The sequence below is a fragment of the Plantactinospora siamensis genome (genome assembly GCF_042434095.1).
In the GTDB taxonomy this organism is placed as follows: domain Bacteria; phylum Actinomycetota; class Actinomycetes; order Mycobacteriales; family Micromonosporaceae; genus KBS50.
In genome coordinates, this window is record NZ_JBHLUE010000032.1 from 70,309 (window position 1) to 85,090 (window position 14,782).

The window sequence follows — 14,782 nt, forward strand, 5'->3', positions numbered from 1 at the left end:
GGAGAGTTCTACTTCCTGGAGATGAACACCCGGCTTCAGGTGGAACATCCGGTCACCGAGTGCGTCACCGGGCTGGACCTGGTCCGCCTGCAACTGCTGGTGGCCGAGGGCGAGCCGCTGCCGATCTCGACGACCCCCGCGGTACGCGGGCACGCAGTCGAGGTGCGGCTCTGCGCCGAGGACCCGCGCCGGGACTGGCGACCCGCCACGGGCACCCTGCACCGGTTCGCCGTACCCGGCGTGGCCGGCGAGTTCGGCCTGGCCGGCGCGGGCGGCGCGGCCGGCTCTGGCGGCGCGGCCGGCGCGGGCGGCGCGGCCGGCGCGGGCGGCGGGCTGCGGCTGGACTCCGGGGTGCGGTCCGGCTCGACGGTGGGCGTGCACTTCGACTCGATGCTGGCCAAGCTGGTGGCGTGGGCGCCCACCCGGGCCGAGGCGGTCCGGCTGCTGGCCGGCGCGCTGGCCCGGGCCGAGATCCACGGCGTCACCACCAACCGGGATCTGCTGGTCCGCGTGCTGCGCGGCCCGGCCTTCACCCCCACGGGAAGATCTTGGAATTCCGGTGCGCCGGAAGGGGCAGCGGAATTCCAGGATCGCAACGGGGTGGCCGGCGAGTTGGACACCGGCTTCCTCGACCGCCATGCGGAGGTCTTCGAGCCGCTCGCCGGGCCCGATGAGGTACGCCGGGCCGCGCTGGCCGCGGCGCTCGCCGACGCCGCCGACCGGCGTGCCGCGGCCAGGGTGCTGGCCGGGCTGCCGTCCGGCTGGCGCAACGTCCCAGCCGTGCCGCAGTCGATCCGGTACGCCGGCCCGGACGGCGAACTCGAGGTGCGCTACCGGCTCACCCGGACCGGCGCCCTGGACACCTGGTCGGTGAGCCCACCGGCACCACTCGCTGATCATGGGGTCCGCTGCGCAGACTCGGCCGAAAACCGTGGCAAACACCCTGATCAGCGCAGGTCGAGCGGGCTGCCGGTGGTGGAGATCCTGGCGGTGCGGCCGGGTCGGGTGGTCCTCGAGGTTGACGGGGTGACGCTCGCGTACTCCGTACATCGGGTGGGTGCGGAGGTTGAGGTGGACGGGCCGGAGGGTTCGGTCCGCCTGGCGGAGCTGCCCCGCTTCCCGAAGCCGGCGGCCGAGCTGGCCGCCGGATCGCTGCTGGCGCCGCTGCCCGGCACGGTGACCCGGCTCGCCGTCACGGTCGGTCAACGGGTGGCCGCCGGCGACCCGCTGCTCACGCTCGAGGCGATGAAGCTGGAACATCCGGTGCTCGCTCCCACGGCCGGCACCGTGGTCGAGCTGCCGGTGCCGGCCGGCGGCCAGGTCGACACCGGCGCGGTGCTGGCCGTCGTCGACCCCGACCGGCCCGCCGATCCCGACGGGACCGTGGACGCCGGACCGGCCGCGGACGTCGCACCGGCCGCGGGCGTCGCACCGGCCGCCGAATCCGACTGAAAGGTTGCGCCGTGGACTTCGATCTCACCGCGGAACAGGACCAGCTCCGCGACGCCGTACGGGCCTTGGGCCGGCGGTACGGGCACGGGTACTTCGTGGCCAAGGCCAAGTCCGGCGAGCACACCACCGAGCTGTGGAACGAGGCGGGCAAGCTCGGCTACCTGGGCGTCAGCGTGCCCACCGAGTACGGCGGGGGCGGCGGCGGCATCACCGAGCTGGCGATCGTCTGCGAGGAGCTGGCCGCGGCCGGCTGCCCGCTACTGCTGCTGGTCGTCTCGCCGGCCATCGCGGCCACGGTCATCGCCCGGCACGGCACCGAGGAACAACGGGTCCGGTTCCTGCCCGGCTTCGCCGACGGGTCCCTCCGGGTGGTCTTCGCGATCACCGAACCGGAGGCCGGCTCCAACTTCCACCGGCTCGGCACGGTGGCCCGGCGGGACGGCGACGAATGGGTGCTGTCCGGCCGCAAGTGCTATATCTCCGGGGTGGACGAGGCGCAGTACGTCCTGGTGGTGGGGCGCATCGCCGACGAGAGCGCGCCGGCCGACGGCGGGCGTCCGCGGCTCAAGCCGGCGCTTTTCGTGGTGCCTACCGACGCGCCCGGGTTGACGCGTTCCAAGCTCGACATGGAGATCCTGTCGCCGGAGAACCAGTTCCTGCTCTACCTCGACGACGTGCGGCTGCCGGCCGACGCCCTGGTGGGCGGCCCCGACTCCGGGCTGCCGGCCCTGTTCGCCGGTCTCAACCCCGAGCGGATCACGGTGGCGGCCATGGGCGCGGGCACCGGCCGGTACGCGCTGGAGCGGGCCAGCGCGTACGCGGCCAGCCGGAAGGTGTGGGGCGGCCGCAGCATCGGCTCGCACCAGGGCGTGGCGCACCCGCTCGCGCACGCGGCCGTGCAGGTCGAACTGGCCCGGCTGATGATCTACAAGGCGGCCACCCTGTACGACGCAGGCCGCGACCTGGAGGCCGGGGTGGCCGCCAACATGGCCAAGTACGCCTCGTCCGATGCCGCGGCGCTCGCCGTGGACACGGCCGTCCAGGCGCACGGCGGGAACGGCATGACCACCGAGTACGGCGTGGCCACCCTGCTCGGGGCCGTACGAGCCGGCCGGATCGCCCCGGTCAGCCGGGAGATGATCCTCAACTTCGTCGCGCAGCACGTGTTGGGCCAGGACAAGTCGTACTGACCCGCAGCCCCCCGAGCCATCCACCGTAGAGATCTTGGACCGAAACCGTTCCGCGCCAACGGTTTCGGTCCAAGATCTGCGCAGCCGGCGGAGTGCTGTTGACTCGCACCTGGTTTGTGGCGCAAACTTGTCCTCGGGTTTGCAAAGCAAAGTAGTCAACCGGGCCGACCAGTTGGCGCCAGACCGACAGACGGGGCGAGATGACAGCCATGACCATCAGCACGGACAGCACCGGACCGGCGGCGCGCGACGCGGCGCGCGCGGCGCGCGGCCCGATCAGCCGGGCGGACGCTCAGCTCACCGCGCTGATCCTGGGCTTCTTCGGCGGCATGTGGTTCAACTGGGGCCAGCAGGGCGCCCCGGCCGGCTGGTCCGGCCCGCTGCTGGCGGCCAGCCTGCTGAGCTTCGCCGTGGCGGTGCTCGGCGGCGTCAACACCTGGCGGTGGCGGCGCGAGTTGACCACCGCGCGGGACCGCGCCGCCTCCCGCCGCTACGGCATCATCGTCGGCCTCAGCTACCTGGTGCTCTTTGTCGGGGCGATCGCGCTGGGCCGCGCGGATCGGCCCGAGTACATCGCCCCATGGGTGGCGTTCGTGATCGGCGCCCACTTCTGGGCGCTGATCCCGGTGCTGCGCGACCGGGCGGTGCTGATCCCGCTCGGCGCCGTCGTGGTGGCGGTGGCCGGGGCCGCGGTGGCGCTGCACGCCGCCAACGGCGTGCAGCCGAGCGCGGTCACCGGACCCGGTGCCGGCCTCGCGCTGCTGGTGGTGGCCGTGCTGGAACTGCTGCGCCGGCGTCCGGCCGCCTGACCCACGCGGGCCGCGCGACCCGAGCCGGGCCCCGGTTGACCCCGCGCCGCCGCCGAGCCCGCACCCGGCACCCAGCCACCGCCGAGCCCGCACCCGGCACCCGCACCCGGCACCCAGCCGCCGCCGAGCCCGCACCCGGCACCCAGCCACCGCCGAGCCGGCACCCGGCAGCCGGCGGCCGGCCGCCGGCGGGTCGAAGCCGGGTCGGGTCGGAGCCGGGTCGGGTCGGAGCCGGGTCAGGTACGTTCGCGCCGGGCCAGGGCCGCCGCGTTCGGCCCGGTCCGGGCATCGGCGCGCGGCGTCGCGAACGGCTGGATGTCCCCGACGCACACCGCCAGGGTCTCGGGCAGCGTCCCGGACAGCAGGTACGCGTCGACCGCCCCGGTCACGCACTCCGAGGTGCCGTACGCGGTGTGGCCCCAACTGTCGCTGGACAGCAGCCGGCTGTTCGGGAGCAGCGCCGCCGCCGACACCGCGCCCGCGTAGTTGGTGGCCGGGTCCCAGTAGTCCCCGACCACCAGCACCGGTGCCGCGGTCCACCGGTCGAAGGGCCCGGTGTAGGCATCCTCGTCGCGAACCGTCCAGGTGGCCCGGGCGCAGATCGCCGTACTCCAGCTCCAGATCCGCCCGAAGTAGGGCGCCCGCCGGTCGGCCCGGGCGGTGAGCGCGGGCCACTGCTCGGCCCGGGCCGGATGTACGGCGTCGGTGCAGGTCACGGCGGACCCGGGTTCGAGCGACGTGTCGTACGGGAAGTCGAAGCCCGGCGTCCACGCCGGCCCGTCCGGCCGCGGGCTACGCCCCGGCCCGCCGACCCGCACGCGCCGGTCCGCCGGCCCGCCGGCCCGCCAGCTCCGCGCCGACGCGCCGGCCCGTGGGCGCCCCGCCGACCCGCCGGCCGGCCGGCTCCGGGCCGGTCCACCGGGCCGGGGGGTGAGCACCGGGTCGAGCAGCCGGACCAGCGCGGCGCCGTCGGCGGCCGGCCGGGCACGCGGTACGACCGACCGCGCGTCCGCCCCGCGCGCCGGCTCGGTGAGCGCCAGCAGCTGGCGCACCACCTCGACCAGGTCGGTGAAGCCGTCCGGGGTGTACAGGTCGTAGAGGACGGCCGCGATGAAGATCGCGTAGGTCACCACGGTCCGGCCGGCGTCCGGGTCGTCGATCACCACCGGATGCGCCCGGAGCCGGCGCGCCACCAGATCGAACGAGGCCACCGGGTCCCCGGATCCGGCCAGCGGGCACAGCCGGGCGCCGGCCTTCGCGCATCGGGTGAGAATCTCGTGCAGGGCCCGGTACGACCCGTCCGCGCTGCGCAACCGGTCGTCGTGCAGCAGGTCGGGCGTGTTCCGGTCACCCACCCAGGCACGCGGATCCAGCACCCCGTCGACGGTGATCGCGCGTACCCGGTCCGGGAACATGTTGGCGTAGTACTGCCCGAGCACGCTGCCGTAGCTGAACCCCAGGTAGCTCAGCTTCGCGTCCCCCACGGCCCGCCGCAGCACGTCCATGTCCCGCGCCACCTCGGCGGTCGACATCGCCCCGGCCAGCCGCCGACCGGTCGTCGAGCAGGCCCGACCCACCGCCTTGGCAGACGCGATGTACGCCCGCTCCTCCTTGGCGCCGACCGGGAAGGGCACCGTCAACGCGGCGTACGCCCGGGTCTGCTCGCGGACCGTGCGGAAGCATCTGAGCTGCTCGCTCGCCCCCACCCCGCGCGGATCGAAGCCGACGATGTCGAACCGGTCCAGCACCGACGCGCTCAGCAGGGACGGCGCGTAGAGCGCGAAGTCCGTGGCCGAGATGCCCGGGCCACCGGGATTGACGAAGAGCGTGCCGATCCGGTGCCGCTGGTCCCGGGCCCGCACCCGCAGCAGCGCTACCTCGGTGGTGGCGCCGCGCGGCCGGTCGTAGTCCAGCGGCAGCCGCACAGTGGCGCACTCCGCGTCGTCGTAGCAGCCGTACCAGCCGATCCGTGGCGCCGGCACCCGATCGACCCGGCGCGCCTCGACGGCGCTCGTCCGGTCCGGTCCGCGCGGTGCCGGCGGCGTCGCGGTCGACGGTCCGGCGTCGCCGAGCGTCGCGGTCGACGGTCCGGCGTCGCCGGGCGTCGCGGTCGACGGTCCGGCGCCTCGTGCCGCGGCCGATGGCGCGGTGGGCTGGCTGCGGGGCGGCTCGGCGGCCACCGGCGCGACCCCGGAAAGGCCCAGCAGTACGGTCCCGGCGACCCCGGCGACGACGAAACGGCGCGGTAGACGCATGCGATTACCCCCGGCAGCACCCAGACGGCGAAATGAGATCGTCGGCCGACCGGCGATGATCGGCCCCTGCTGGGGACAACGAGGGTGGGCCGGTTAGGACCCGTGGCGGCGGGCCCGCATTCAGCCGCCCGCGATCAGCGGCCCAGGATCAGCGGCCCGCGATCAGCCATCAGCCATCAGCCATCAGCGGCCGAGGCTCGGCCCGACCAGCCCGTCGACGCCCCTGCCGGCAAGGCAGCGGTAGCTGCGGTCGCCGGCCGCCGCGGCGGTCCGGTCGGGCGGCAGCACTTCGAACCGCCAACCGCCGGCCGAGGCGAGCCCGGTCACCCGGGCGAAGGTCGCGGTGGTGCAGACCCGGCCACCTGCCGCGGCCCGCACCGCGTCCTCGTCCCGGGGGTCGACGTCCGCCGGCAGCTCACCGAGGGCGTACGTCTCCCAGGTGTGCCGCCCGGCGCAGGCCACCGGCTGGGCCTCGGCCGCCGTACCCCGGATCCGGACCGGGCCGAAGCACTCGGTCGAGGTCGGGCAGCGAGCCCCGGCGGGCAGCCCCGACCGGCATCCCGGCAGGCCGGCCGCGGCGCCGGACGATGGCCTGCCGGCCGGTCGCGACGGGCCCGCGGCCGAGGACGGGCCGCCCGCCGACGCGGACGAGCCGGCGATCGACGAGGACGAGCCGGCGGTCGGCGGGTACTGGCCGGCCGGTGCGCTCCCGGTCGCCGGGGCCGAGGGAGCGGCGGCACCCCCCGGATGCCGGCCGACATACCAGGACAACGCGGCGACCAGCACCAGCAGCGCCACCGCGGCCACGATGCCGAGCGCCACCCGCCACCGCGGCCACGGGAACAGCCGCGCCGGGGCCGCCGCGACCGTGTCGCCCCCACCCGCCGTGGCGCCCGCCCGGACGGAGCCGCCACCCGGCCCGGCGGCGCCGCCACCCGCCCCACCGCCGGACGGCCCGGCGGCCGAATCGTGGGAACCCCCACCCGGCCCGGCAGCCCAGGCGCCGGAAACGCCAGCCGAGCCGCCGGAAACGCCACCCGGCCCGGCGGTCGAGCCGTCCGCGCCGGCGAACCCGCCGGCCGCCGATCCACTGCCGGCGCGCGCCTGCCGGGGCACCGGACCGGCCGGCGACCCGTGCCGGGAATCGAGCGGCACGTCCGCCAGCAGATCCCGCAGGTGCTCGGCGCTCGGCCGCTCGGCCGGGTCGTTGGCCATGCCCCGGCGCAGCACGTCCAGCAGCGGGCCCGGCACCCCGGGCAGGTCCGGCACCGGCTGCTGGAACATCTCCATCAGCATGACCAGGCTCGGATCCCGCTCGTTGCGCCAGCGCGGCGGCCGGCCGGACATCACCGCGTAGAGCGTGGCGCAGAGCGCGTAGACGTCGACGGCCGGCGCGGGCTCGGCCTGCCGGAACATCTCCGGCGGCGCGTACGCGGGGGTGAGCACCTCCAGGGTGACGGTCGGATCCCGCACCTCGGCCAGCACGGCGAGGCCGAAGTCGGCCAGCACCGCCGTGTTGAAGTGCGAATAGAGGATGTTGGCCGGCTTGACGTCCCGGTGCAGCACGCCGTTCGCGTGCGAGTGGGCGAGCGCGTCCGCGATCTTGACGCCGAGATCACGGGCCTCCGCGGGGCCGAGCGGCGAGTTCCGCATCCGCTCGGCGTACGACCCGTCGCACAGCTCCATGATCAGATATGGGTGCTGGTCCTCGGTGACGCCCACGTCGAACAGGTCCACCACGTGCGGGTGGGACGACATCCGGCCGGCCGCCCGGGCCTCGCGGAGGAACCGCTGCTGGTCGCGTTCGCTGTCCAGCGTCCGGTTCTCCATCTTGACCGCGACCTCGCGGCCGACGGAGACCTGGGTGGCCCGGTATACGGTGGCGTAACCACCGCGGGCAAACAGCGACAGATCGGTCAACCCCGGCACGGTCGGCAGCGGTGTCCGGCCGGGAGCGGTCTCTGTCACGCAACGAAAATACCTAAGCGGCCGTGCCGCGGAACGCTTGCGGTCGCCGGGGACCGCGGCGGCATCCGAACTCAGTCGATCGACGCGGACGGCAGCGGGTCGCCGGCGCTCAGCATTGCGGCGTCATCCAGCGGGAAGCCGAGCTGGGCGCGCAGCGCGTCCGCCCCCGCGCGCTCGCTCGTCTGCTGCGTCGCGTACGCCAGCCGTACCGCCTCGTCCGCGGCCGCCAGGGCTTCGTCCCGGCAGCCGGCCGCGGCGAGCGCCTCGGCCAGCGCCTCGGCCGCGATCACGTGACTGCGCACGTCCTCGGCCGGCGCCTCGCCGGCGCGGCGGGCCCACTCCACGGCCTCGTCGATCCGGCCCGTCCCGCGCAGCGCGCCGGCGTAGCGGGCCAGCACCTGCCGTCGGGAGAAGAGCAGCGACGGGGTCCCGGTGGCGGCCGCGATCGGCTCGAGCAGCCGCACCGCCACCTCGGCCTCCCCCTCGGCGAGCCGGGCCAGCGCCAGCAGCACCCGCGGGCCGACCTGGGCCGGGGCCAGCGGGTTGTGCGGCTCGACGGCGGCCAGCACGCTGCGGGCGTCCCGCTCGGCCGCCACCGGGTCGCCGGCGTCCAGCGCCACGAAGCCGCGCATCGTGCCGGCCATCCCGGTGAGCAGCGGATGGCTGGTCCGGTCGCCGTACTCCAGCGCGTCGGTGAGCAGGTCGTACGCGTGGTCCGGCTCGCCCAGCCCGCGCGCCACGACGCCCCGGACCACCAGGGCGAAGCCGCGCCCCCAATCGTCGTTCGCGGCCGCGAAGTCGCGGTACGCCCGGCGCGCCTCCCGGTCCGCCTCGGTCAGCTCGCCGAGCTCGGCCGCGGCGAACGCCTCCACCGCCCGCAGCGTGCCGACCGCCCACGACTCGCCCACCCGCTCGCCGAACGGCAGGAACACCCGGGCCAGTCGGCGCGCCTCCCGGAGCCGGCCGGCGAGCAGCCGGGCGAACGCCGTGGTGCCGCGCATCCAGGCCCGCCCCACCGGGTCGCCCAGCTCGGCGAAGAGTCGCGCCGCTCGGCCGAGGACCGCGTCGGTGCCCGCGAAGTCGCCCCGGGTCGTGGTCACCCAGGCCAGGTTCTGCAGCGACCAGGCCTGCCCGCGCCGGTCACCGGCCGCGAGATTGACCTGGTACGCCCCGGCGAACCGGCTGCTGGCCTCGCTCAGCCGGCCGGTGACGAAGTCGGCCATGCCGAGCCGGCGCATTGCCGAGGCACGCTGCGGGGCCAGGTCGGCGTCGGTGGCCACGGCCAGCGCCTCCCGCCAGTTGGCCACGGCCCGGGCGTGGTCGCCGAGCACCTGGTGGCACTGCCCGGCCAGCAGCAGGGCGCCCGCCCGGCTGGCGATGTCGTCGCCGGCGTTGGCGCTGATCTTCTCGGCGAAGGCCAGCGCGTCGGCCGCGCGGCCCACCTGGAGCAGCGCTCGGGCGTGCACCAGCCGGTCACCGGTCGGCAGGCCACTGCCGGACAACCGCGAGGCGCGTTCGGCGTACTCGACGGTCGACGCCGGCTCCCCTGCGGCGAGCGCCCGGCGCGCGGCCCGGGTCAGTGCCGCCACGCCGAGCGGGAGCACGTCCCGGGCCAGCGCGTCGGACCGCAGGCTCACGGCGTCGGCCAGCGCCGCCGCCCGTTCCACGTGTTCGGCCACGAAGGCGTCCCGGGCCGCCTCGGTCATCCCGCCCGGCCGGCCGGCCGCCCCGGCCGAAGCGGCCCACCGGGCCAGCGTCGCGTGCCGCTCGGCCAGGTCGGCCTTGCCGATCCCCGCGTACACGGCCTCGCGCAGCAGCGGGGTGGCGAAGAGATAGCCGTCCCGGTTGCGGTGCAGCATCCGGCGTTGCAGCAGCTCCTCGACCGCGCGTTCGAACTCGATCGCGGCCACCGCGGCCGGCCGCCCGCTGGCGCCGGTCCGGCGCTCCCGCAGCGTCTCCAGGGTGCCGGCCGGCACGGTGTCACCCACCACGGCCGCGTCCCGGAGCACGGCGCGGGCCTCGTTCGGCAGCGCGTCGATGCGGGCCGCCAGCACGGCCGCCAGGTCCCGGGAGAGCAGCCGGCTGCCCAGCGAGCCCGGCGCGAGCCGCCAGTTCGCCGGCCCGGCGGCAGCGTCCCGGCCGCGCACGGTGGTGAGCGCCCCGCGCTCGATCAGCAGCGTGACGAGCTCGGCCAGGTAGTAGGGATTGCCCTGGGCCGTGGCCAGCAGCCGGTCCGCGTCGGCCTGCGGCAGCCGCCCGCCGCCCAGGTAGCTGGTGAGCAGCCGGGCCGCGTTGGCGCCGCGCAGCAGGGGCAACGGGTAGACCTCGGCGTCGGCCACCCGGGTGAAGGCGCCGGCCGTGCGGACCAGCTCGGGCCGGCCCAGCAGCAGCACCAGCACCGAACCGGCGAGCCGGGACAGCATCGCGCCGAGCGCGTCCAGGGTCTCCGGCGTGGCGTCGTGCAGGTCGTCCACGATGATCACCAGCGGGCTCTCCGCGGCCATCGCGTTGAGCAGTTCGGCCACCGCGCCCGGGATCGCCTCGGCGTCCGGCGCCGGACCGCGGGCCGACCACTCGCCGGCCTCGGCCGAGACCGCCCGGGCGGGCGCCGGGTCGGCGTAGCCGAGCAGTGTGAGCAGCAGGTCCACGGTGACCGGCGGCGGGTCCGGGCGGAACCGGGCCAGCCGCTGGCCGAGCCGGCGCAGCCGCTCCTCGACCACCGGCCGGGTGGCCGCGCTCGCCGGGTCGCCCGGCAGGCCGACGACCGCCCGGACGAGGTCGGCCAGCGGTGCCAGCTTGCGGCGCTCGCCGAAGGCGGCGCAGCGGACCGACAGCACCCGGGCCCCGGTGTGCGCGGCGAACCGGCCGGGGCCCACGTCGTACCCGGCGGCCAACCGCTCCACCTCGGCCGCGAACCGCGTCTTGCCGATGCCGGCCTCGGCCGTCATGAGCAGCACCCGGGGCTGGCCGCGATCGATCACCTCGGCGAGCCGACCGGCGATCCGGCCCAGCTCCGTCTCCCGGCCCACGAACGGCGCCTCGTCGCCGAGGCCGGACCGGGTGCCGGGCGCGTCCAGCAGGCCCAGCAGCTCGTACGCCTCGACCGGCGCGCGCTTGCCTTTCAGGCGCAGCGGGCGCAGCTTCCGCCAGGAGGCGACGTGCCGGGTGGCCGTCGAGGTGGTGGCGCCGGCGTACACGGCCCCGATGGCCGCCGCGTCGGCGAGCCGGGCGGCCGTGTTCACGGTGTCGCCGATGACGGTGTATTCCAGCGCGGCCTGCATCCCGGCGACGACCGGGCCGGTGTTCAACCCGACCCGGAGCCCGAGCGGCGCGCCGCCGCCCTGCTCGTCGTCCAGCACCCGGCGGACCGCACGCTGCATCGAGAGCGCGGCCCGGATGGCGCGCTCCGCGTCGTCCTCGTGCGCGACCGGGGCGCCGAATACCGCCATGATCCCGTCGCCGGTCAGCTTGTCGACGTGGCCACCGAAGGTCTTGACCGCGCCGGCGAGCGCCGCGAGCACCCGGTCGGTGACCGCGCCGACCCGCTCCGGGTCGAGGTCCTCCGACCAGGAGGTGAAATCGGACAGGTCGCCGAACAGGACCGTAACCACCCGCCGCTCGGTCGCCGGCAGGGTGGCCGCGGCCGGTAGCGCCGCGCCGCAGTTGTGGCAGAACCGCGCGCCGGGCACGGCGACGGTTCCACACACCGGGCAGGTCACGCTGAGTCCAACCCGCCGGAGGGGCGTCCGGATTCCCGGTCGAGGTAGTCGAGTTGGGCCCGCACGGACCAGCCGGCCGCCCACCAGAGCGAGCGGTCGACATCGGCGTAGACGGCGGCCACTACCTCGTCGGGGGTGCGGGCCCCGGCGGCCACGGCCTGCCGGACCTGGTCGAGCCGGGCCCGCCGGTGCGCCAGGTAGAACCGGGCCGCCGCGGCGCAGTCGGCCAGCGCCGGGCCGTGACCCGGCAGCACCGGAATCCCCGGGTACGCCGCGAGCAGCTCGAGGCTGCCCAGGTAGTCGCCGAGATCGCCGTCCGGATGGGCCACCACGGTGGTGCCGCGGCCGAGGATCGTGTCCCCGCTCAGCAGCGCCCGCTGACCGGCGCCGGTCACCAGGAAGCAGACCGAGTCGGCGGTGTGGCCCGGCGTGCTCAGCAGCTCGATCTTTAGGCCCGGCACGTCGACGCGCGCTCCGGGCGCGCTCAACGGCGCCCCGCCGGCGGTGTGCGCGGGGTCGCCGGCCAGCACCGGGACGCCCCCGAGCAGCTCCCGCAGCCGGGGTGCGCCCTCGGTGTGATCCGGGTGCCCATGGGTGATCAGCACGAGCCGGACCGGACCGGCCGCCGCGATGGCCGCGAGGTGACCGTCGTCGAGCGGGCCGGGATCCACCACCACGGCCGGCTCCCCGGGCGCCGCCCGGAGCACCCAGGTGTTGGTGCCGTCCAGCGTCATCGGGCCGGGATTGGGCGCGCGCAGCAGCGTCGCCCAGCTCGGCAGCTCGCCGGCCAGCGCCGCCGCCGGCGCGGTCACGTGCCCGGTCATGGCTGCGATGGTACGACGCACGGCTGACGGGCCCGGGCGGGCCCGGGCCTCGTCCCGGCCACCGGACCCCGACTCAGCCGCCAACCAGCAGGCTCAGACGCGAACCAGCAGGCTCAGACCGCAATCCGGACTGTGCTCGCGCTCAGTTGACTTCCACGATGAGTTCGACCTCGACCGGCGTGTTGAGCGGCAGCTCGGACACGCCCACGGCGCTCCGGGCGTGCCGACCGGCCTCGCCGAACACCTCGCCGAACAGCTCCGAGGCGCCGTTGATCACGGCCGGCTGATCGGTGTAGCCGGGCGCGGAGGCCACGAAGCCGACCACCTTGACCACCTTGACCACCCGATCGAGCCCCACCAGGGCGTCGACCGCGGCCAGCCCGTTCAGCGCGCACCGCCGGGCCAGCTCCTTGGCCTGCTCGGTGCCGACCTCGGCGCCCACCTTGCCGGTCGCCGCCAGCTTCCCGTCGACCATCGGGAGCTGCCCGGAGACGTACACGTGCCGGCCCGACTGCACGGCCGGCACGTAGGCGGCCAGCGGCGGGACCACCCGCGGAAGGTCGAGGCCCAGCTCCGCCAGCCGGGCCCGCGGATCCGGCCGCTCGCTGTGCTCGCCGCCGGCCGGTCCCGCGCTGCGCTCGCTCATGCCTTGGGTCGCTTCAGGTAGGCCACCAGCTGGTCGGGGTTCGGACCGGGCACCACGGAAACCAGTTCCCAGCCGTCCTCACCCCAGTTGTCGAGGATCTGCTTGGTCGCGTGGACCAGCAGCGGGACGGTGGAGTACTCCCACTTCTGCATCGCCTCACCCTAGTGGAGCCGGGCGCGTGCCGGCGGCGCGGCCGTGGTCAGCGCCGCACGCCCGGCTCGGCCCGCCCGCACTCGCCCGGGTGGGCGAACGGTCGCGAGCAGCGGGAGCGGTCCGGCAGCGGCAGGTCGCAGAAGACCCGCCGCCGGTTGTTCTGGTCGTCGACGCCGGAGACCGTGGTCTCCCCGGGGTCCACCTCCGGCAGCGCGGACAGCACGGCCGCGACCGCGTACGCGAGGTGCACGGCCGAGTCCACCGTGCCGACCCGGACGGCCAGGTGGATCACGTACCCGGGCTCCTCCTCGGCGTCGGTGGCGCCGGACCGCCGGGCGGCCCGGCCGGCGTCGCGGCGCGGCGCGGTGATCGGCTCGCCCACCCGCAGGTATCGCCGCTCGTTGCGGCTCGGGATCCGACCGGCGCCCTCGGTCTCGGCCGGTTTGTGCGCGGCTCCGTTCGCGGCGCCGTGCGTCGAGCGCCGTCCCCGAGCCGGGAAGTGCGGCCGCCCGGAGTTGTCGAACTCGTCCCGCATGGTCGCCTCCGGCGTCCTGATCCGTCGATCCTCCGCCCCGGACGACTCGCGGACCCGCCCGGAGTGGAACAGGCCGACTGTAGGCACCCGGTCGATCGATGACAACAGGGCGCGCTCGACCCATGACTGCGTGTCACGACCATTCTCATTTCATCCGCGCCGCGCCGAGGCGGCGGCCGGGCGGGCGACTACGCTCAGCGGAACGCGGATAACCGTTCGCGATTCTCGATCAACGCGCGGTCCCCGGCGGGGGATCCGGAGACCGGGCAAGGCCCTACGGGGAGAACGATGACTGAACCGCGCGGCATGGGCGGAGCGGCCCCCGACGAGCACGGCCCGGCAACCCCGGGCGACCGGGCCGCGGGGGGCGGCGGGGCGCCGGCGACGGGCGCCGCCCCGGCCGATCCGGCAACCGCACCCGACCGGGACGATCGTGGCACGGTGGAGTTCGGGGAGCGCGGCTTCCCCACCCCGCCGGGCTATCCGCCGTACGGGGCTCCACCGCCGTACGCGCCACCGCCGCATCCCGGCGAGCAGCCGTACCCGGACCCGCCCCCCGGCGCGACCGGCAACGGGCCGCCGACGTCGCCGCCGGCGGGTCCCGGGGCGGCCGGCGGGGAGGGCGGCGCCGATCTGCCCGGCGAGGGTGGCACGGTCGAGTTCGGCCAGGCCGGCTTCCCGAACCCGCCCGGTTACCCGCCGGCCGAGCCGGCCCCGGCCACCCCGCCGACCCAGCCGGGCCGGCGGCGGCGACGGCCCTGGGTCATCGCCTCGATCGTCCTGGGCATCGTCCTGCTGCTGTGCGGCGGTGGCGGGGTGACGGCGTTCCTGCTGCTGCGGGGCGGCGGCGGCGAGGGCGCGCCGGATCCGGCGGCCGCGGCGGACAGCTTCCTGCGGGCGGTCTACCTGGATCGGAACGCGGACGAGGCCGCCACCCTGGTCTGCCCGGCAGCCCGGGACAAGGCCAAGATCAGCAAGAAGGTGCAGGAGGTCGAGGGCTACGGCAAGACGTACCCCAACCCGCGGTTCCGGTGGACGCCCCCGACCGTCACCGACCAGAACCCCCAGCGGGCCGTGGTGACCACCAAGCTGACCATGATCACGGCGGACGAGCGGTTCGCTGAGGAGCAGCTCACGCTCACCGTGGTGGACCAGACCGGCTGGTGGGTCTGCGAGGTGGGCTGACCGGCCGCCGGGCCGGGAGCCGGTTCCGCTGGTTACGCTCGCAGGC

General features: G+C 75.9%; 11 protein-coding genes. 4 read left to right on the forward strand and 7 right to left on the reverse strand.

The annotated features are described in order from the left end of the window. The 3 genes from ACFFHU_RS28810 to ACFFHU_RS28820 all read left to right on the forward strand — a co-directional run. Positions 1 to 1,452: biotin/lipoyl-containing protein (locus tag ACFFHU_RS28810; protein WP_377343583.1), on the forward strand; the 1,452-nt coding region annotated here is incomplete at its 5' end. An 11-nt stretch (positions 1,453 to 1,463) separates the two neighbouring features. After that, complete coding sequence (locus tag ACFFHU_RS28815; RefSeq protein ID WP_377343584.1) at positions 1,464 to 2,642, forward strand: acyl-CoA dehydrogenase family protein; 1,179 nt, start codon at positions 1,464 to 1,466, stop codon at positions 2,640 to 2,642. Between the two features lie 209 nt (positions 2,643 to 2,851). Beyond that, a complete protein-coding gene (locus ACFFHU_RS28820) occupies positions 2,852 to 3,451 on the forward strand; it encodes a hypothetical protein (protein WP_377343585.1) in 600 nt (199 codons plus the stop codon). Positions 3,452 to 3,687: 236 nt separating this feature from the next. On the opposite strand, the gene ACFFHU_RS28825 is transcribed toward ACFFHU_RS28820, so the two are convergent. The 7 genes from ACFFHU_RS28825 to ACFFHU_RS28855 form a co-directional block, all read right to left on the reverse strand. Next, positions 3,688 to 5,706, reverse strand: coding sequence for an alpha/beta fold hydrolase (locus tag ACFFHU_RS28825; RefSeq protein ID WP_377343586.1), 2,019 nt, complete (start codon positions 5,704 to 5,706; stop codon positions 3,688 to 3,690). 183 nt (positions 5,707 to 5,889) lie between these two features. Further along, positions 5,890 to 7,674, reverse strand: coding sequence for a serine/threonine-protein kinase (locus tag ACFFHU_RS28830; RefSeq protein ID WP_377343587.1), 1,785 nt, complete (start codon positions 7,672 to 7,674; stop codon positions 5,890 to 5,892). A gap of 71 nt (positions 7,675 to 7,745) precedes the next feature. After that, positions 7,746 to 11,393 (reverse strand): adenylate/guanylate cyclase domain-containing protein, encoded by a 3,648-nt coding sequence (locus ACFFHU_RS28835; protein WP_377343588.1) that lies wholly within the window; start codon positions 11,391 to 11,393, stop codon positions 7,746 to 7,748. After that, positions 11,390 to 12,217 carry an MBL fold metallo-hydrolase gene (locus ACFFHU_RS28840; protein ID WP_377343589.1) on the reverse strand — a complete coding sequence of 276 codons (828 nt, stop codon included), beginning with the start codon at positions 12,215 to 12,217 and terminating at the stop codon, positions 11,390 to 11,392. Before ACFFHU_RS28840 ends, ACFFHU_RS28835 begins: the two co-directional genes overlap by 4 nt. Before the next feature lie 142 nt (positions 12,218 to 12,359). Further along, positions 12,360 to 12,863, reverse strand: coding sequence for a RidA family protein (locus ACFFHU_RS28845; protein WP_377343591.1), 504 nt, complete (start codon positions 12,861 to 12,863; stop codon positions 12,360 to 12,362). Beyond that, positions 12,860 to 13,015 (reverse strand): Sp36 family protein, encoded by a 156-nt coding sequence (sp36, locus tag ACFFHU_RS28850; protein ID WP_377343592.1) that lies wholly within the window; start codon positions 13,013 to 13,015, stop codon positions 12,860 to 12,862. The genes ACFFHU_RS28845 and sp36 overlap by 4 nt, the downstream gene beginning before the upstream one ends. Positions 13,016 to 13,062: 47 nt before the next feature. After that, positions 13,063 to 13,638: a hypothetical protein gene (locus tag ACFFHU_RS28855; protein WP_377343593.1), complete on the reverse strand. Its 576-nt coding sequence runs from the start codon at positions 13,636 to 13,638 to the stop codon at positions 13,063 to 13,065. Positions 13,639 to 13,839: 201 nt separating this feature from the next. Between ACFFHU_RS28855 and ACFFHU_RS28860 the strand changes: the two genes are divergently transcribed. Next, on the forward strand, positions 13,840 to 14,736 hold the full coding sequence (locus ACFFHU_RS28860) for an Rv0361 family membrane protein (protein ID WP_377343594.1): 897 nt from the start codon (positions 13,840 to 13,842) through the stop codon (positions 14,734 to 14,736). The last annotated feature ends 46 nt before the right edge of the window (positions 14,737 to 14,782 follow it).